Here is a 17954-nt window from a genome sequence, read left to right as displayed (position 1 = left end):
TTATTTCCTCAACATCCTGTAAAACAACGTAAATCCTTTGTTGCTATCCTTTACGCATCATCCAGATGCTATCCTTTAAGACATTCCATTGTGCTGCTCTCCTAGAGCCTGTCCTAAAATCCGTTTTGTATTAGTAACCTAAATCATTGGTTGGTCGAGTAAGTTGTCCGTTTCCATTTACTCGTTAAGCATCACTGCTTGGTTGTTAAGTTAATTATAGGCGGTACGATATTTTAAAGAAGTATAGGTTGCTAATTAATTGCTATAGTCGTAATAGTTAAAATAATTTACTTTAATTAAAACAATTGGTTACTTTGTTTGTTATGGTTTTTCATGTTGTGTTTTCATCATTGGCTGTCACGTTTGTAGGATATGTCTTACGTTGGTTTTCTATTTTAGCGATTTTAACAGGATCAGATTATATAAAGTGTGCACTTTTGGGTAAGGCACGGTAGAATTATTGATAATAGTTATTATTCAGGTGGGAAATATGAAAAAAGTATTCGCAATTGTAGTTGGTTTGGCTGTGTCGGCACCCGTTTTTGCAACTGAGTCCGTTAATATTTATTCTTTTCGACAGCCTTTTTTAATAAAACCAATTTTAGATGACTTTACCAAACAAACTGGTATTAAAACAAATGTAGTGTTTGCTAATAAAGGCTTAATAGAGCGCGTTAAGCGCGAAGGTAAACACAGCAAAGCCGATTTAGTATTAACGTCTAATTTTAGCGCCTTAATCCAACTTGAAGATTTAGATTTAACGCAAACTATTAGTAGCGAAGCAATTAATAACAATGTGCCTGCGGCATTTCGTGATGGCGACGGCCAGTGGGTGGCACTTACTAAGCGAGTACGTAATGTTTATTCGTCAAAAGAGCGTGTGGGCGCGCTACCTGAACTGACTTATGAAGATTTGGCCGATCCAAAATATAAAGGGCAAATATGTACTCGCTCTGGTAAACATCCGTATAATTTGGGTTTAGTTGCATCAATGATTGCACACCATGGTGAAGCAGATACCAAAGTATGGCTTGAGGGAGTTAAAGCAAATTTAGCGCGTAAACCACAAGGTAACGATAGAGCGCAAGTAAAAGCAGTGAAAGAAGGTTTGTGCGATCTTGCATTTGGCAATAGTTACTATTTAGGTAAAATGCTGCAAGATGAAACCCAAAAAGAATGGGCACAAGCGGTAAATATTAACTTTCCGAACCAAATCAATCGCGGCTCGCATATAAATGTGTCGGGTGCAGTTATTACAAAATACGCTAAAAACCCTGAAAATGCCTTGAAACTCCTAGAGTATATGACCGACAATAAAGCGCAAAACATGTACGCTTCAATTAATATGGAATATCCGGTTAAGCCAGGCGTAGAATTATCAAGTTTAGTTGCATCTTGGGGAAGCTTTAAAGAAGATAGCTTACCACTTGATGAAATTAGTAAATATCGTCCGTTAGCGTTAAGGCTAATTGATGAGGTGAAATTCGATCTGTAAATGACTTATAAATTTCAGCTGTCTAAATGGCAGCTTTTTGCATGGTCGACAGGATTATTACTGTCGACCCCATTGTTTTTTCTGCTATTTGAATCTCTACAAGGTAACTCAGAGGTGTTTTCGCATCTTTGGGATACAGTGCTGTGGGATTACATTTCTAATACCGTATTACTTATTTTAGGTGTGTGTGTACTAAGCTGTGCTATTGCCTTACCACTTGGCTGGCTAACCGCTTATTGCCAGTTCCCGGGTAAAAAACAGTTTGAATGGGCGTTAATGCTGCCACTGGCTATGCCTACCTATATTATTGCCTATGTTTATACCGACTTGCTTGATTACGCAGGCCCAGTACAAAATACTCTCAGAGACTGGTTTGGGTGGCAATCGCCGGATGATTACTGGTTTTTTGATATACGCACTTTGCCCGGCGCTATTGTAATGCTTGCACTGGTGCTTTATCCCTATTTATATTTAATTTTTAAAACAGCCTTGCGTGAGCAGTCTTTTAAGTTAGTACAGGCTAGCCAGTTAATGGGGCTGTCGTCGTGGCAGAGCTTTTTTAGGGTGAGCTTAGTGTTATCGCGCGGCGCAATTGTAGCTGCGCTAGCGCTAATTAGTATGGAAACCATGGCTGACTTTGCCACAGTAAGCTACTTTGCTGTAAGCACCTTAACCACTGCCGTATACGATACTTGGTTTGGTTATTACTCGTTAACCGCTGCAGCTAAAATATCGGGCGTGATGTTATTACTATTGTTTTTAGCCTTAATGGCGGAGCGCTTTAGTCGCCGTAATCAAGCGGTGTTTGAGCGTCAGTCGGGTATAAATAGTGAAGCGCTTTATATATTAAAAGGCAAGTCGGCTTGGCTGGCAACGCTATTTTGCAGTGTGATTTTAATTGTTGCCTTTGTTATACCTATCGCTGTGTTAATAAAGTACGCCATTGTTTATTTTGATCAAGCATGGAGTAGTGAGTTTTTTAGCTATGCGTGGCAAAGTTTAAAGGTAGCTATAGTAGTAAGCGTAGTAACGCTGTTACTTAGTGTATTAGTGGTGTTTTATCAACGTATAGCCAAGCAAAATTATCCACTTATTCCGGGGCGATTAGCTAGCACCGGCTACGCTTTACCAGGAACAGTACTGGCTATTGCGGTGCTATTACCGCTTACGCTGTTAGAAAATACGGTAAACCGTGTGCTTGAGCCATACGACTTAAATATAGGCTTGTTACTCACTGGCAGTGTATTTACCATTATTTTTGCTTATGTAGTGCGTTTTTACGCAGTAGCACATGGCGCGATTGAGTCGAGCTTTTTACGCATTAGCCCCTCTCTCGACATGGCTAGCCAATCTATGGGCAAAAGCCAAGGCCATACGTTACGTTTGGTGCATTTACCCCTACTTAGACGCGGGTTGCTTACTGCGGCTTTGCTGGTGTTTATTGAATGCATGAAAGAGCTACCTACGGCTTTGTTACTTAGGCCGTTTAATTTTGAAAGCTTAGCTACGCATGTGTTTCAGTATGTGAGTGATGAGCAATTAGAGCTGGCTTCTATATCGGCATTATTTATTGTGCTGGTTGGATTTATCCCTCTGTATTTTATTAACCGTTCTATGGAGCAACGTAGTTAAATGAGTAGTTTGATTTTACAAGGCGTGAGCTATCAATATAACGGTACTAAGGTTATTCACGAGCTAAATTTAACCATAGGTAAAAACGAAATAGTGTGTTTGTTAGGTGCCAGTGGTTGTGGTAAAACCACCACCTTAAAAGCAATTGCAGGGCTAATAGAAACGCAACAAGGAAGCGTGTTTATCGATGGTAAGCTGGTGAGTAACGCCAATACATTTATCTCGCCAGAGCATCGTAATATTGGCATGATGTTTCAAGATTATGCGTTATTCCCGCATTTAACCGTGGCACATAATATTGCTTTTGGCTTAAGTAAAATGAGTAAAGAGCAAAAGCAACAGCGCGTTGATGAAATGCTTAAGCTGGTGCATTTAGTTGGCTGCGCCGACAGGTATCCGCATCAGTTATCGGGTGGGCAACAACAGCGCGTGGCGATTGCGCGTGCACTTGCTTACAAACCAAGTTTACTATTACTTGATGAGCCGTTTTCGAATATAGACACTCAAGTACGCTTTGAATTAATTGCCGATATTCGCCGCATAATTAAAACTCAACAAGTGTCGGCAGTATTTGTTACCCACTCAAAGGAAGAGGCTTTTGCATTTGCAGACACGCTGGCTATTATGCACCAGGGTAAAATAGCTCAACAGGGCACCCCAGAACAGCTTTTTGCTAAACCAAGCTCAAAGGAGGTTGCAGAGTTTCTGGGTCAGGGCATATACTTAAGCGCAGAAGTGTTAACAGCAACTGAATATAAAACCGCTTTTGGCCTAGTTGAGTCGGTTATTGCGCACCAGCATCAGGCTAATATAGGAAAAATATATGTGCGTCCTCATCAAATAGAGCTAATGAGCGACAATAAAAAAGATAGCCATAGTGAACGCGCCACCATATTAAGCAGTCGTTTTATTGGTTCGGCTTATGTTTACACTGTAGTTATTGCACAACAAGAAATAGAAGTTGCAGCGCAATATGGCCAGTCATTTGTTCAAAATGAGCAGGTTATAATAAAAATAAAACCCCACACGGTGAATTTTTTCGAATCATAAATTAATTTGTTATTCGCTGTGTTTATCTATTTATAAGCTAAGGAATAACAATGGCACAAGCGCAATCAGGGATTTGTGCTGAAGCAAACTTACACGGTTTGCATTTATTTTTTAATGTGTTTGATGGCCAAGATGAGTCATTACGTACAAAGCTCAAGCAAGTAAGCGCTATTGAGGAAGAGTTTAGCGATCAGTTTTCTGAATCTATGCTTTCTTGTATGGTGGCTATTGGTGCACAGTATTGGCCGCATATTTTGCCAGAGTATATCCCCAGTGAACTACAAAGCTTTCCTAATATAAATCATAATGAACACGCAATGAGCGTGCAGCCGTGTGATTTGTTTGTGCAAATACGTTCAGACCGCGAAGACGTCAATCATTTATTTGCACTGCAAATTTTAAAGTTATTTGCACCAGACGTAGAGCTGGTGGAACAAATTCGTAATTTTAGATTTTTAGATGGTCGCGATTTCAATGGTTTTATTTATGGTGGCAAAATGCCGCATGGCCGACAAAAGCGGGCAACGGCGTTAATAAATAAACCAGGTAGCTTTGAGGATCAAGGCAGTTATATTCATGTGCAACGTTATAAGCACGATCTAAGCGTATGGCAGCATCTATCGCTAGATGAGCAAGAGCAAATAATAGGCCGCACTCGCTTAGACAACACTCTTATAGCCCCAGCGCTTGAAACCAGCCATGCACAACGCAGTGAATTAAAAGATGAGCAAGGCCAGCCAATATTACTTAATCAAGGCATGCCTTATGGCGATGTTTACGAGCAAGGAATGCTGTCAATTACTTGCTCGGCCAGTGGAACCGCATTTGAACAGGTATTAAAAAGTCGTTTAGGTGAGGGGGAGTGCTATGATCATTGGCTTGATTTTACTCAAGCCGATATGGGGTCTGCGTTTTTTGCACCGTCAGTTGGGTTTTTAAAACAGTTATAACGCATGTTTTAAATACTAAACCGTATCAAATAAAATACGTACCCGCTCTAGGGTTAAGTCTATTTCAGATATTTTAGCTGGGGCAATAAAAATAGTGTCGTCGCCAGCTATAGTACCTAACACGCCATCGGCTTTACCTAATGAGTCAAGTAAACGCGCAATAAGCTGAGCCGCGCCTGGACTGGTACGGATAATAATCATCATTTCGTTATGCATTATATCAATAACAAGCTGGCGCAGCGGGCTTTTTGCTGTGGGTACGCCCATTTCTGCTGGCAAGCAATACACCATTTCTTGTTTGGCATTGCGCGTTCGTACCGCGCCAAACTTACTAAGCATGCGCGACACTTTACTTTGGCTTATATTGTCAAAACCTTGCTCTTTTAACGAATCTACTATATCGCCTTGAGAACCAAAGTTTTCTTCTTTTAAAAGCGCTTTAAATGCTTTTACTAACGCTTCCTGTTTGTCTTGTGGTTGCATAGTTTTTATTTGCTTTTTATTATCCATGCCGCAAATTCTACACAAAAACGAATAATTATGCAGCAGTTGTTTATTTAACTTGCCAGTTTACTGTATTCAGGCCAAATGTTTTTACAACTATGGTCTAAAATATTACGAAAATAGGCAGGATAAATTTGTTTTTAGTCGCTAATTTCTTTATCTTAGAGCCATAAATATTTCCTACCTCAAATCACGGAGAATTCCAATGAAAGTTGCTGTATTAGGTGCTGCAGGCGGTATCGGTCAAGCGTTGTCTTTATTATTAAAAACAGGCTTACCAGCTGGTTCTGAATTATCACTATATGATGTTGCACCAGTAGTTCCAGGTGTTGCGGTTGATCTATCTCATATCCCTACAGCGGTTAAAGTAGCTGGCTTTGGCGCTGATGCGTTAAATGAAGCGCTTAAAGATGCTGATATCGTACTTATTCCTGCTGGCATGCCACGTAAGCCAGGTATGGATCGTGCAGATTTATTTAATGTAAATGCTGGCATCATCAAAACGTTAGCAGAAGGCATAGTTGCAAGTTGTCCTAAAGCGTTAGTAGGTATTATTACTAACCCAGTAAACGGCACTGTACCAATTGTTGCTGAAGTATTTAAAAAAGCTGGTACTTACGACGCTAAACGCGTATTCGGTATTACTACGCTTGACGTTATTCGTTCAGAAGCATTTGTTGCTGAACTTAAAGGCGTAGACGTAGCAACTGTTAAAGTTCCTGTAATCGGTGGCCACTCAGGTACTACTATTTTACCTCTACTTTCTCAAGTTGAAGGCGTGAGCTTTACAGATGAAGAAGTTGCAGCACTTACTCCACGTATCCAAAATGCGGGTACTGAAGTTGTAAATGCTAAAGCGGGTGGCGGTTCAGCTACTTTATCAATGGGTGCAGCAGCAGCTCGTTTTTGTATGTCTTTAGTTAAAGGCCTACAAGGTGAAGACGTTGTAGATTACGCGTACGTTGCTGTTGAAAATGGCGATGCGGAGTACTTTGCACACCCAGTACGTTTAGGTAAAAACGGCGTAGAAGAAATTCTTTCTTACGGCGAACTAAGCGCATTTGAAACAAAAGCAAAAAATGACATGCTTGAAACACTGAAAAAAGACATCAAAGAAGGTGTTGATTTCATGGCGTAATAGCCAAAATCAAGTGACAAAAAAGCCTGCGTTTGCAGGCTTTTTTATTGCTCGGAATTTAGCTAACCTGCACCCAGGTTAGCTACACATAAAGGCAGTAAAGTTAGTGATCGCGATCAACTGCAATACGGGCAAGGCTCACAAGTGCTTGTTTATATTCAGACTCAGCTAAAAAGTCTAAGCAAGCAATGGCTTTGTCGGCTTCAAGTTCGGCCTTTTGCATCGTAAATTCAAGCGCATTGGTTTGTTTAAGTGCCGCTAAAATTTCTTCAAGATGATCCATGCCATTACTGTGCTCTATAGCGTCACGGATCAGCTGTGTTTGCTGCTCATTACCATGTTGCATTGCATAAATAAGCGGCAGAGTTGGTTTCCCTTCGGCTAAATCATCACCAATATTTTTACCTAATTGATCTGCATCTGCGTTGTAATCAAGTACGTCATCAACGAGCTGAAACGCAGTACCTAAATGCATGCCGTATAGGTTAAGCGCATCAAGCGTAGCTTGGTTTTGCTCAGTAATAATGGCCGCAAGGCCTGTCGCGGCTTCAAATAGCTTAGCGGTTTTAGAGTAAATAACCTGCATATAACTCGCTTCAGTGGTGTCGGGGTCATTACAGTTCATTAACTGTAATACTTCACCTTCAGCAATAATGTTAGTTGCATCTGCAAGCACTTGCATTACCTGCATTTTACCAAGGCCAACCATAAGCTGAAATGAACGAGTGTAAATAAAGTCGCCCACTAATACGCTGGCAGCATTACCAAACTCAGCATTTGCTGTAGGCGTGCCTCGGCGTAAGTTAGATTCATCAACAACATCATCATGTAATAGTGTTGCGGTATGAATAAACTCAACAATAGTTGCAAGTGTAATATGATCTTTACCCTGATAACCCAATGCTCTGGCCGCTAGTATTGCCAACATTGGGCGCACGCGCTTGCCGCCACTGTTTACAATATACAAGCCAAGTTGGTTAACTAACGCCACATCTGAGCGCATTTGCGCATGTATAAGTTGATTGACGTCATTCATATCGTTTTCGATTAACGCCTGGATAGCTTTTATATCCATTGATCTCCGAGCCAATTTTTATGTGTGAACGGCGCAGATTGTACAACAAAAAAAGCACTAGCTCGATATTTTGTGACGATTCCCTGAAAAAACACGGTTAACATCGCTAATTAGCACTTAAATACGAGAGATAGCTGATTAATTAGCGTACAAAGTGTGCTGTAATTTATGTTTATTTATTATCCGTTGTAGTGTGTGTTTAGCTAAGGCAAATTATTTTCACTAATCGTGAAAAAGCGCTTGGCAAAAGGGCTATTTAATATAAAATAGGGGAAATATTGAATTGCTCTCAATGCAGCTACTTTTTATTCATTTTAATTACAAAATAGGCTTGCTAGTTATTACGCCGTAGCGTAAACTTCGCGCCCTATCGAAGAATATTTTAGTTGCGTCGATTTGAGGGCGCACAGACGGAGTTAATTATGTACGCGGTTTTCCAAAGTGGTGGTAAACAGCATCGTGTGACTGAAGGTCAAACGATTCGTCTTGAAAAATTAGACGTTGAAACTGGTGCAGCAGTAGAATTTGATTCAGTACTTTTAGTTGCTGATGGTGAGAAAATCGAGATTGGTGTACCGTTCGTAAACGGTGGTAAGATAACAGCTGAGGTTGTTTCACATGGTCGCGGTGAGAAGATTAAGGTTGTTAAATTTAGACGCCGTAAGCATTCTCGTAAGCAAATGGGCCATCGTCAATGGTTCACAGAAGTTAAAATCACTGGCATTAGCGCTTAATTAGAGGTACTTAGAAATGGCACATAAAAAAGCAGCTGGTAGTACTCGTAACGGTCGTGATTCAGAAAGCAAACGCCTAGGTGTTAAGCGTTTTGGTGGCGAATCAGTTCTAGCGGGTAGCATCATTGTTCGTCAGCGTGGAACTCGTTTCCACCCTGGTACAAACGTAGGTATCGGTAAAGACCACACTATCTTCGCAAAAGCAGATGGTAAAGTTCAGTTTGAACAAAAAGGTCCTTTAAACCGTAAATACGTAACTATCGTAACTGAGTAATCAGTAAGATAGTTAAAAAACCCCGCCTTTGCGGGGTTTTTTGTTTTCATTATTTTACAATATATACCCAAGCCTGCAATTATACCTATGGGTTTAAGTAGCGGGCTCTTTAACGAAGTTATAGAGCGATCTAATTCGTAAAATGGTTCAAATATTTATGCCAATTGGTATTAAGTTGGCTTGGGTATATAATAGTGTTATTAACAAGCCAATCCCTAAAGTGAGTAATCATGAAGTTTGTAGATGAAGTAGAAATTCGCGTAGAAGCTGGAGACGGTGGCGCCGGTATCGTGTCTTTCCGTCGTGAAAAATATATCCCAGAAGGTGGGCCTGACGGTGGTGACGGTGGTGACGGTGGTAGTGTTTATCTACAAGCGGATGAAAACTTAAATACCTTAATTGATTACCAATTTGAACGCTTCCATAGAGCAGATCGCGGTACTAATGGCCGCAGCCGTAACTGTACTGGTAAAAAGTCTGACGATTTAATTATTATGGTGCCTGTAGGTACACGTATTATGGACGTTGATACGCAAGAGGGATTAGGGGATTTAACCCAACATGGCCAAAAGATTTTGGTGGCAAAAGGCGGTTTCCATGGCTTAGGAAATGCGCGTTTTAAATCAAGTACAAACCGTGCTCCGCGTCAAAAAACCTTAGGGACAGAAGGCGAAGTACGCAACCTTAAACTAGAGTTATTGTTACTAGCAGATGTAGGCTTATTAGGTTTGCCAAATGCAGGTAAGTCTACCTTTATCCGTAGTGTATCGGCAGCAAAACCAAAAGTAGCAGATTACCCATTTACGACGCTTATTCCAAATTTAGGTGTGGTACGTCCTGAAGCTAATAAATCATTTGTTATCGCTGATATACCAGGCTTAATTGAAGGCGCATCGGATGGTGCTGGTTTAGGTATTCAATTTTTGAAACACCTAGAGCGCTGTAGAATATTACTGCATATTATTGATGTAATGCCAGTTGATGGCTCAAATCCAGTTGATAATGCATTTGCGATTGTTAATGAGTTACATCAGTACAGCCCTAAATTAGCAGAAAAACCGCGCTGGTTGGTATTTAATAAAATAGATTTATTACCAGCTGACGAAGCAAAAGCTTTATGTGAAAAAATTGCACAAGAGCTAGGCGAAACTGAAAATATTTACAGTATTTCTGCTATTAATAAATCAAATACTCAACCACTAATTCATGACGTAATGACATTGCTTGAAAGCATGCCAAAAGAGAAATTCGTTGAAACTATAGACGAAGAGGTTGAGTTTAAGTGGGACACCTATCATCAAAAAGCCGCTAAAAAGAGCGACGATGATGATGATTGGGATGAGTGGAATGAAGATGATTACGACGTAGAAGTTGTGTACGAGCGTTAATTATAATTAATTACATATAAAAGGAGCTTATGCTCCTTTTTCTTTGTTTAATAATAAATACTGGATAATTAGTGTGATAATTTCAATGATTGCTGCAATGGCAAATAACCGTGTAATTGGCCTTAATAATACAATGCCTTGGCATTTACCTGGAGACTTACAGCATTTTAAAAAAGTAACCACAGGTAAACCTGTGATTATGGGGCGCAAAACATTTGAGTCTATTGGACGGCCTTTACCTGGGCGTCGTAATATTATTATTACCCGTAATAGCCAGTATCAAGCAACTGGAATAGAAATTGTTACAACGCCAGAGGCCGCGTTAAATTTAGTTGCTGATGTGGAAGAGGTGATGATCATTGGTGGTGGAAATATTTATCAACAATTTTTAGAAAGTGCACAAAGACTTTATTTAACCTTTATAGACTTAGATGTTGAAGGTGACACTCAGTTTCCTGATTACGAAAAAGTGGCAACCTGGCAGGTTAAAGATGAAATACAAATGGCTGCGGATGAAAAAAATCAATATAGTCATAAGTTTGTAACTTTATATAAAAACCCTTAACATTATTGCGAAATACTGAGCATATTGGTACAATATTAACTAATCCAATAGGAATAAAGTATTATAAAAAGGGTTTTCCATGATTAAGTTATCAAAGCTAGTTGTTATTACTGCGCTTGCAGCCGGTTCGTTTGTATATACTGCCCCTGCACAAGCAGATGATCAGTTAGCGATTTCTATCTGTGAGTATATTGCAGCGGATGATAAAAATCGTTTACGTAGTAAGCTTAAAAGCGCACGAGTGAAAGTTCGTAATATATACGACGCAGTATTTTGTAATGGTAATAATTTATTACGACATGCAGTGGCAAGTAACGCACTAGATAGTGGCGAATATATAGTTAAAAACCTATCTAAAAGCTCACTAGAAGATGGCGCTGATGTATCATGGGCTGAATCGAACGGTCATTCAGGATCGCCCTTAATTGCGATAATTAAAGAGCGCGCAGGTCTTTAATTTTACAATAAATACGATTAAACCACGTTTTATACGTGGTTTTTTTACGCCTGTATTTTTATAAATAATTTTATATAACACAGCACTATTTTAGTGTTGTAATCCCCCCTTTTAACACAAACGCCAACCTTATTAAAAACATAACCCTTTTTACTTATTAACTTACTTATTGTGTTGAAATGAACTTATAGCCGACTCTATAGGTGCTGAAGTTAAAGTAACCTAGGAATAGCCACACAAAATAACTCATTGTTTTTATTTGGGTTAACATTCTTGTTGTTGCTTTGACAGCTCATGAATTTAATACGATTGTTAGTATTTGCCATTAAACTGTCATAAATAGTCAATATTCTACGCGCATATGATTTTAGGGATTTATTTATGCGCGCCTCTACATTTACCCGCTTACTGGCTGTTTTGTTAACTCTCGCAAGTGTTTTATTAGCTATGACTCTACTTTGGGCCAGTCAAACTTTACTTAAACTAGAGCAGCAAGACGGTGCATATAGACAGCTTAAAAATACGATTATGGTTGATCTAGCGAGCTATCTAAGTAATTACTTAGCACAAGGCGATAGCCAATACTTAACACAAGCCTCAAGTTTAATCTCGCAAGTAGAGCAAAAACAGTTAACGCTATTACCAGCAGCTCTTAAATCACAACTTACTGAGCAGTTAATTACTCTAAATAATGATATAAACGGTAAATATAGAGCCTTGGGTAAGCTCTCTGGTAACGAAACGGCTTTACTTGATAATGCGCTAAGGCAAATGGCTGGTTCGGCATCCTCGTTAATTAATTATGCGCGCTCAGCTTCGGATAATAGTAACAACACGCTTAGTTATTATAAATTGGCCAATGAGTATTATAGTGAAGTGATTAACTTATCATTATTTAGTTATCAACTGGTGCTAGATTATCAGCAGAGTGTAGAGCAGAGTTTGCAACAAAGCGTGAAAAATTTAAATGTATTAGCAGCAAAAATAGAGCAGCTACCAAACTTAGGTGTGATGGATAAAGTAGATGAGTATAGTTTATTTATTGACGAGCAAAGTGAAGATTTAGCTACTGATATTAAATCAGAATTAAGTAGTTGGCCAAATCGCTATCCTCGGGATTTAACCAGTACATTAACTCAGGCACAACAACGACAGACGGGGGCCGATGAATTGCGCACGCAGCTTAGTAATTTATCTAAAACAGTGATAAATGCAGAGCAAGCACTAAAAACACAACAAGATAATTTAAAGCAGCAAGTATTTTGGGTGTTTTGTGTTGCTATTAGTGGGCTAGTTATACTTGCTGGCGGTGTTTATATTGTTCAGCGTAATCTGGTACTTAATCCTCTTCGACGGTTGCGCGACGGATTTGCATTTTTAATTGAAACGAATGAGCTTAAAAATATTGTCAGTAATAACCCAAAAACTGAAGTTGGGGAAATAGCCCAATACTTTAATCAGCTAATTGAACGCCAGCGCATAGAAGCACAAGAGCGAGCGCAAATGCTAAAAGTAGTGAATGCTTTTATGCAGCAAATGAGTAAACACTTACAGACGATTGAGCAACAAACTACTACGAGTTATGGGCAAGTGGAACAGAATCAGTATTTACTAACCGATATTCAGCAGATTGGAGAGCAAGTTAATGATATTAATACACAAGTAGCTGATAACGCACAAAGTACCTTTAGTGCCATGGAACAAAGCTTAGGATTTGCGCAAAGTATGTTAAGTGCGAGTGCCGATACACAGGCACGGGTTGAACGCAGTATACAAAGCTTACAAGAGCTACTTAATGGTGTTGAAGGCGTAAGTAAAATTATAGAAGTAATACGTAATATTGCAGATCAAACCAACTTACTTGCGCTAAATGCAGCAATAGAATCAGCTAGGGCAGGTGAGCATGGTCGCGGCTTTGCAGTAGTGGCAGATGAAGTTAGGCAATTGGCACTGCAAACGCAAGGCTCGCTGAGCGAGATAAATGGGCAGCTCACCATACTGAGTGAAAACTCACGGCTAGTTGCTACGCAAATAACAGCATTAACCCAAGGTGCTCAATCGCAAACGCAAAATGCCCAAGAACTTAAGTTAAATTCGGAAGCGGTGGCAAGTAATGCAAAAAATGCTAATAAAGTAGCGTTTGAGGCGATGAAGCTTGCTAAGCAGCAAAGCAATTTATTAGATAACTTTAGTCAGTCAATGGCTGAAATGAAGGGGCAAGTAAGTGAGTCGAGCTCGTTGGTGGATGATATACGACATCAGCTACAACAACAAATTCATTCGATTAAAGGGGGCCTGGGGTTGTAATAAATTAGCTTTAGCGCTCATCTTATATCATGCTCTAAATTCTATGTGCTAAGCTGTATGCTGGTTTTATTTTATAAAATGAAGGATTTATAATGATTGTACAAGGTCAAACTATTCCCTCGGTTACGCTAAGCCAGTTAACCGACGATGGTATGCAAACACTGACTAACAGTGAATTATTTGCAGATAAAAAAGTTGTATTGTTTGCAGTCCCCGGTGCGTTTACACCTACCTGTTCAAATGCACACTTACCTGAGTTTATTACTCTGGCAGATAAAATAAAAGCAAAGGGCGTTGATGCAATTTATTGTGTATCGGTAAACGATGCGTTTGTTATGAAAGCATGGGGGGCATCACAAAATGCACAAGAAATAGCCATGCTGGCAGACGGCGATGCGAGCTTTACCAAAGCATTAGGCCTTGATATGAATACGGCAGGGTTTGGCGGTGTGCGTTCAAAGCGTTACGCAATGATCGTGGAAAATAGTGTAGTAACCGGTTTATTTGTAGAGCAAGAAAAAGAATTTGTGGTTAGTCGTGCTGCTGCTGTTTTAGAAAAGCTATAGAATAAATTAGCGATTTGAAAATACAAAAGCCGATGTTGATGCAACATCGGCTTTTTGCAATTATTGCTTATTAAGGCTGATATTGCCCGCTAATTGTTAAGCCCGAGAAGGTTTTATACGCGTTAACACTTAAGTGCCACGTACCCGCTTGTGGGCTTGAGAAAGTACAGGTTTCGGCATTACCATTTTTATATGGACGACAATCGTAACTCGATGTCGTGGGCTGACTGCCAAACTTAACAAACAAATCAGCATCGCCTGTGCCACCGCTTGTTGTTACTGTAAATGTAGCCATACCTGCTGGCACGTCTAGTGTGTAATGCTTCCATTGACCTGCATTAGCACTCACATCGCTTACAGTGCCACCACCAGCTTGAGGTATGCCTGAGCCCCCGCCCGAAGCTGCTGTAATATTACCAGTTAAGCTGATCCCAGAATAGGCAGAATAACCTCGTAGCATCACATGATACGTACCTGATGTAGGGTTATCGATTGAGCACTCTTCGTTGTTACCACTTTTGTAAGGGCGGCAATCGTATGTAGAGGTTGTTGGCTTACTGCCAGAGCGCACGTATAAATCGGCATCACCAGTGCCTCCACTCATAGTGAAAGTGACATTAGTTGCGCCACTGGGCACTGTCATTGTATAAAATGTTTCTGAGTTAGTTGCGCCGCTTAAACCGGTTTGAGTTTCGCCATCAAGAAGTTCATTACCACTTGGTGGTGGTGCAGTGCCACCACTTGCAGCAGCTACGGCAGCTGCTGCATCAACAATACCGGTACCACAGCTAGTACATGTGGCTGGGAACGAGCGGGTGGTTGTTTTTAAAATATTTTCGATTTCATCGGGAGTAGCATTCGGCTTTGCTTGTTTTATCAGTGCCGCTACGCCAGCAACATGGGGGGCTGCCATTGATGTACCCTGCGAAAAACCGTAGCTATCACTAGAAGGGGTTGACGAACCGGCGTTATAAGTGGATAAAACACCTTCAGAATCGTTAGCAAAACTTTGCGCACCACCCGGTGCGGCAACATCAATATTACTACCGTAATTAGAGTAATAAGCACGACCGCCATTACGGCCAACCGAGGCTACATTTACCACGCCATTACAGTTGCCTGGGTTATAGTTTGCTGAGTTATCGTTATCGTTACCGGCAGCAATTACCACTACTGTGCCGTTATTACGTGCGGTGTTAATAGCACTTTGTGTTGTAGAGCTACATGAGCCACTGCCCCCTAAGCTCATATTTATTACATCTGCAGGATTGGCATTTGCCGGTAGCCCAGATACATTGCCACCAGAAGCCCAAATAATACCATCAGCAATATCAGAGGTTAAACCGCCGCACTTACCTAGTACACGTACAGGCACTACTTTGGCGCCGTAAGCAACCCCAGCAACACCCTCACCATTATTAGTAACTGCAGCAACAGTACCCGCTACATGTGTACCGTGCCAGCTAGAGTTTTGTGCACCGTTAGTACCACATTCATTGGCAGCAACCGCATCGCCCGGATCGCGGGCATCGCTATCGCGACCATTGCCATCATTAGCCACCGATAAATTCGAGATCATATCGTAACCGGGTAAAATATTAGCGTTTAAATCAACATGAGGGCGATAGCCTGTATCGAGTACTGCAACAACAACACCGCTACCAGTGGCTGTATCCCATGCGGTAGGTAAGTTTAAGCCGCCAGCTTGTTCATAATAATGCCATTGGTCGTCAAATCGTGGATCATTAGGCGTTGCAAAGGGTTGCAGCATTTGATCGACTTCAATGTACTCAACGTTGCCAGATTCAAGCATTTCTTGCATAAATTGCTGTGCTTCTTGTGCATTTAGCTTTTTACTTGCACGCATTACATGGTGATTATTAAGTGCCATGGCACGAATATACTTCGCTTTTACTTTGCCTTTTTTAGAGGTGTAATTTTTAACAAAGCTCTGCGCTTTATTTTGCATATTTGATTGGCTTACATCTGTGTCTGTAGCTGCAAAGCTAGCTAAATCATTAGTGTTATTTTTATATTTAATAATGAATTGTGTTTCAAAACCAGTTTGATTTTGTAATTTAGCTGTTGTTTCTGCCATTGATGGTGCAATTGCTTGTGCAGGAGTTGCAATACTCGATGTTGCAGCAAATAGTGAGCTGATAGTAAAGGCTATTGCACACTTTTTAAATGATTTACCTGTTGTCATGATTATCCTTAGTTTTTATTTGTTATTTCGTAGCACAAATCCACGAAGTGGGTACAAAGGTAAATGATCTGTTAAATTAATTGAAAGATTAATTACTTATTAGCTTCTTTCATTTGGTTATAACCTTGTTATTAGCGGGTTTGTAGTTACTTTGTACTTTTTATATTTATAAATATAAGCATAAGTAACTAGTTTTAAATTTGAGTATTAATACTTTTATTTTTTATTTGTTGTGCAATTGAAAATAATCAATTCGATGTCCAGCCGGTGCATAAATTTTGTTATAATCAAAAAAAATTAATGAGATAAATAAATGACCCAAGTAGATGTGATAGTAATAGGTGCGGGAGCAGCAGGCTTAATGTGTGCAGCGCAAGCAGGATATCGTGGCCGTAGTGTTACAGTACTTGATATGGGCAAAAAGCCAGGTCGAAAAATACTCATTAGTGGCGGTGGGCGCTGTAACTTCACCAACGAAAATGCCAGCCCTAGTAATTATTTGTGTGGCAACCCTCATTTTGTTAAATCATGTTTAAGTCGTTATACCCAACATGACTTTATTGAACTGGTAGATCGTCATGGTTTAGCCTATCACCACAAAACACTAGGTCAGCTTTTTTGTGATAATAATGCTCAAGACATTGTTGATATTTTACTTACTGAGTGTAAATGGGCGGGGGTATCTATAAAGTTGCGTAACGAAGTAATCAGCGTTTCAAAAACTGAAACTGGTTATAGCGTAGTAACCGAGCATGAAACATTTTATTGTGAGTCGTTAGTGATTGCCTCCGGTGGCTTAACTATGCCTAAGCTTGGCGCAACACCCATTGGCTATAAAATTGCTGAGCAGTTTGGCTTAAAAGTATTACCGACCATGGCGGCACTTGTACCATTTACTTTGCATCAGCACGATAAAGAACGTTTTGAAGCGCTTTCAGGTATAAGTATTTTATGCGATGTTACTAGTGAAGATGGCACTGCATTTAAAGAAAACATTTTATTTACCCATAGAGGATTATCGGGTCCTGCTATATTACAAATAAGCTCATTTTGGCGCGCCGGACAGGCGGTAACTATTAATTTATTACCCGAAACAGATTTAAGACAACAGCTAGCCGATTGGCGTGAAACGCAATCCCAAAAGTCGTTAAAAAATAGCTTAGCCACTATTTTACCTAAACGTTTTATTGAAGTTCTTCATGAGGGGAAAGCAATTCCTGATTGTAATATTAACCAGCTAACACATAGCCAAATTGGCGAGTTAGTTAACTATATACATGCATGGCAAATTAAACCAAATGGCACAGAAGGTTACAGAACAGCGGAAGTAACGCTAGGCGGTGTAGATACCGATGAACTTAGCTCAAAAACCTTTGAAGCAAAAAAAGCACAAGGCTTATATTTTATTGGCGAAGTAACCGATGTAACCGGCTGGCTAGGGGGCTATAATTTTCAGTATGCGTGGAGCTGTGGTTTTGCTGCTGGGCAGTATGCTTAATATTGTGTAGAGACAATAAAGTTTGCCCGTAAGCATTAAAGTTTGCCCGTAAGAGATTTTCAGACAATAAAGTTTGCCCGTAGTGAGGTTTGCCACTATGCTCTATTTAGTTAAG

At 40.1% G+C, this 17954-nt stretch carries 16 protein-coding genes; 13 read left to right on the top strand and 3 right to left on the bottom strand.

Translation table 11 applies throughout. The features are described 5' to 3' along the window. Window positions 1–490: 490 nt before the first annotated feature. Genes H5058_RS01090 through H5058_RS01075 form a run of 4 tightly spaced genes read left to right on the top strand, consistent with a single transcriptional unit; the run spans window position 491 to window position 5127 of the window. Window positions 491–1495 (top strand): Fe(3+) ABC transporter substrate-binding protein, encoded by a 1005-nt coding sequence (locus tag H5058_RS01090; protein WP_011329308.1) that lies wholly within the window; start codon window positions 491–493, stop codon window positions 1493–1495. Beyond that, window positions 1496–3127: an iron ABC transporter permease gene (locus H5058_RS01085; RefSeq protein WP_011329307.1), complete on the top strand. Its 1632-nt coding sequence runs from the start codon at window positions 1496–1498 to the stop codon at window positions 3125–3127. Continuing rightward, window positions 3128–4177 carry an ABC transporter ATP-binding protein gene (locus H5058_RS01080; RefSeq protein ID WP_086997672.1) on the top strand — a complete coding sequence of 350 codons (1050 nt, stop codon included), beginning with the start codon at window positions 3128–3130 and terminating at the stop codon, window positions 4175–4177. It abuts the gene before it with no gap. 50 nt (window positions 4178–4227) lie between these two features. Beyond that, on the top strand, window positions 4228–5127 hold the full coding sequence (locus H5058_RS01075; RefSeq protein ID WP_011329305.1) for a Dyp-type peroxidase: 900 nt from the start codon (window positions 4228–4230) through the stop codon (window positions 5125–5127). Window positions 5128–5142: 15 nt separating this feature from the next. On the opposite strand, the gene argR is transcribed toward H5058_RS01075, so the two are convergent. Beyond that, window positions 5143–5610, bottom strand: a complete 468-nt coding sequence (gene argR / locus H5058_RS01070; RefSeq protein WP_041454781.1) for a transcriptional regulator ArgR — start codon at window positions 5608–5610, stop codon at window positions 5143–5145. Window positions 5611–5836: 226 nt separating this feature from the next. Between argR and mdh the strand changes: the two genes are divergently transcribed. Continuing rightward, complete coding sequence (mdh, locus tag H5058_RS01065; RefSeq protein WP_011329303.1) at window positions 5837–6769, top strand: malate dehydrogenase; 933 nt, start codon at window positions 5837–5839, stop codon at window positions 6767–6769. Window positions 6770–6872: 103 nt separating this feature from the next. On the opposite strand, the gene ispB is transcribed toward mdh, so the two are convergent. After that, a complete protein-coding gene (gene ispB, locus H5058_RS01060; protein ID WP_011329302.1) occupies window positions 6873–7844 on the bottom strand; it encodes an octaprenyl diphosphate synthase in 972 nt (323 codons plus the stop codon). A gap of 422 nt (window positions 7845–8266) precedes the next feature. Here ispB and rplU point away from each other — a divergent pair, with 422 nt between their 5' ends. From rplU to H5058_RS01025, 7 genes are all read left to right on the top strand, one after another. Further along, window positions 8267–8578 (top strand): 50S ribosomal protein L21, encoded by a 312-nt coding sequence (rplU, locus tag H5058_RS01055; protein WP_006794538.1) that lies wholly within the window; start codon window positions 8267–8269, stop codon window positions 8576–8578. Window positions 8579–8594: 16 nt separating this feature from the next. Further along, the gene (gene rpmA / locus H5058_RS01050) at window positions 8595–8852 is read left to right on the top strand and encodes a 50S ribosomal protein L27 (RefSeq protein WP_002957747.1); all 258 of its coding nucleotides are present in this window, start codon (window positions 8595–8597) and stop codon (window positions 8850–8852) included. Window positions 8853–9082: 230 nt separating this feature from the next. After that, window positions 9083–10240: an Obg family GTPase CgtA gene (gene cgtA, locus H5058_RS01045; protein ID WP_179806926.1), complete on the top strand. Its 1158-nt coding sequence runs from the start codon at window positions 9083–9085 to the stop codon at window positions 10238–10240. Between the two features lie 73 nt (window positions 10241–10313). Continuing rightward, the gene (gene folA / locus H5058_RS01040) at window positions 10314–10805 is read left to right on the top strand and encodes a type 3 dihydrofolate reductase (RefSeq protein ID WP_172459222.1); all 492 of its coding nucleotides are present in this window, start codon (window positions 10314–10316) and stop codon (window positions 10803–10805) included. Between the two features lie 79 nt (window positions 10806–10884). Continuing rightward, window positions 10885–11262 carry a DUF3718 domain-containing protein gene (locus H5058_RS01035; RefSeq protein WP_179806927.1) on the top strand — a complete coding sequence of 126 codons (378 nt, stop codon included), beginning with the start codon at window positions 10885–10887 and terminating at the stop codon, window positions 11260–11262. A gap of 381 nt (window positions 11263–11643) precedes the next feature. Next, window positions 11644–13569 (top strand): methyl-accepting chemotaxis protein, encoded by a 1926-nt coding sequence (locus tag H5058_RS01030; RefSeq protein WP_182676577.1) that lies wholly within the window; start codon window positions 11644–11646, stop codon window positions 13567–13569. Window positions 13570–13661: 92 nt separating this feature from the next. Further along, on the top strand, window positions 13662–14135 hold the full coding sequence (locus H5058_RS01025; RefSeq protein ID WP_086997685.1) for a peroxiredoxin: 474 nt from the start codon (window positions 13662–13664) through the stop codon (window positions 14133–14135). A gap of 70 nt (window positions 14136–14205) precedes the next feature. Here the strand turns inward: H5058_RS01025 and H5058_RS01020 are convergent, their stop codons facing one another. Continuing rightward, on the bottom strand, window positions 14206–16341 hold the full coding sequence (locus H5058_RS01020) for a S8 family peptidase (protein ID WP_182676575.1): 2136 nt from the start codon (window positions 16339–16341) through the stop codon (window positions 14206–14208). A gap of 313 nt (window positions 16342–16654) precedes the next feature. On the opposite strand from H5058_RS01020, the gene H5058_RS01015 reads away from it, so the two are divergent. After that, window positions 16655–17839, top strand: a complete 1185-nt coding sequence (locus tag H5058_RS01015; protein ID WP_182676573.1) for an NAD(P)/FAD-dependent oxidoreductase — start codon at window positions 16655–16657, stop codon at window positions 17837–17839. Window positions 17840–17954: the final 115 nt, after the last annotated feature.

It is taken from the genome of Pseudoalteromonas sp. SR45-4 (genome assembly GCF_014163535.1).
GTDB classification, from domain to species: Bacteria; Pseudomonadota; Gammaproteobacteria; order Enterobacterales; family Alteromonadaceae; genus Pseudoalteromonas; species Pseudoalteromonas nigrifaciens.
Note: the sequence above shows the minus strand (reverse complement) of the source record. Positions and strands in the feature narration are given on the sequence as shown.

Bases quoted from the DNA above. Each gene is read 5' to 3' on its own strand.
- H5058_RS01090 (WP_011329308.1), top strand. From the start codon at position 491: ATGAAAAAAGTATTCGCAATTGTAGTTGGTTTGGCTGTGTCGGCACCC.
- H5058_RS01085 (WP_011329307.1), top strand. From the start codon at position 1,496: ATGACTTATAAATTTCAGCTGTCTAAATGGCAGCTTTTTGCATGGTCG.
- H5058_RS01080 (WP_086997672.1), top strand. From the start codon at position 3,128: ATGAGTAGTTTGATTTTACAAGGCGTGAGCTATCAATATAACGGTACT.
- H5058_RS01075 (WP_011329305.1), top strand. From the start codon at position 4,228: ATGGCACAAGCGCAATCAGGGATTTGTGCTGAAGCAAACTTACACGGT.
- argR (WP_041454781.1), bottom strand. From the start codon at position 5,610: ATGCAACCACAAGACAAACAGGAAGCGTTAGTAAAAGCATTTAAAGCG.
- mdh (WP_011329303.1), top strand. From the start codon at position 5,837: ATGAAAGTTGCTGTATTAGGTGCTGCAGGCGGTATCGGTCAAGCGTTG.
- ispB (WP_011329302.1), bottom strand. From the start codon at position 7,844: ATGGATATAAAAGCTATCCAGGCGTTAATCGAAAACGATATGAATGAC.
- rplU (WP_006794538.1), top strand. From the start codon at position 8,267: ATGTACGCGGTTTTCCAAAGTGGTGGTAAACAGCATCGTGTGACTGAA.
- rpmA (WP_002957747.1), top strand. From the start codon at position 8,595: ATGGCACATAAAAAAGCAGCTGGTAGTACTCGTAACGGTCGTGATTCA.
- cgtA (WP_179806926.1), top strand. From the start codon at position 9,083: ATGAAGTTTGTAGATGAAGTAGAAATTCGCGTAGAAGCTGGAGACGGT.
- H5058_RS01035 (WP_179806927.1), top strand. From the start codon at position 10,885: ATGATTAAGTTATCAAAGCTAGTTGTTATTACTGCGCTTGCAGCCGGT.
- H5058_RS01030 (WP_182676577.1), top strand. From the start codon at position 11,644: ATGCGCGCCTCTACATTTACCCGCTTACTGGCTGTTTTGTTAACTCTC.
- H5058_RS01025 (WP_086997685.1), top strand. From the start codon at position 13,662: ATGATTGTACAAGGTCAAACTATTCCCTCGGTTACGCTAAGCCAGTTA.
- H5058_RS01020 (WP_182676575.1), bottom strand. From the start codon at position 16,341: ATGACAACAGGTAAATCATTTAAAAAGTGTGCAATAGCCTTTACTATC.
- H5058_RS01015 (WP_182676573.1), top strand. From the start codon at position 16,655: ATGACCCAAGTAGATGTGATAGTAATAGGTGCGGGAGCAGCAGGCTTA.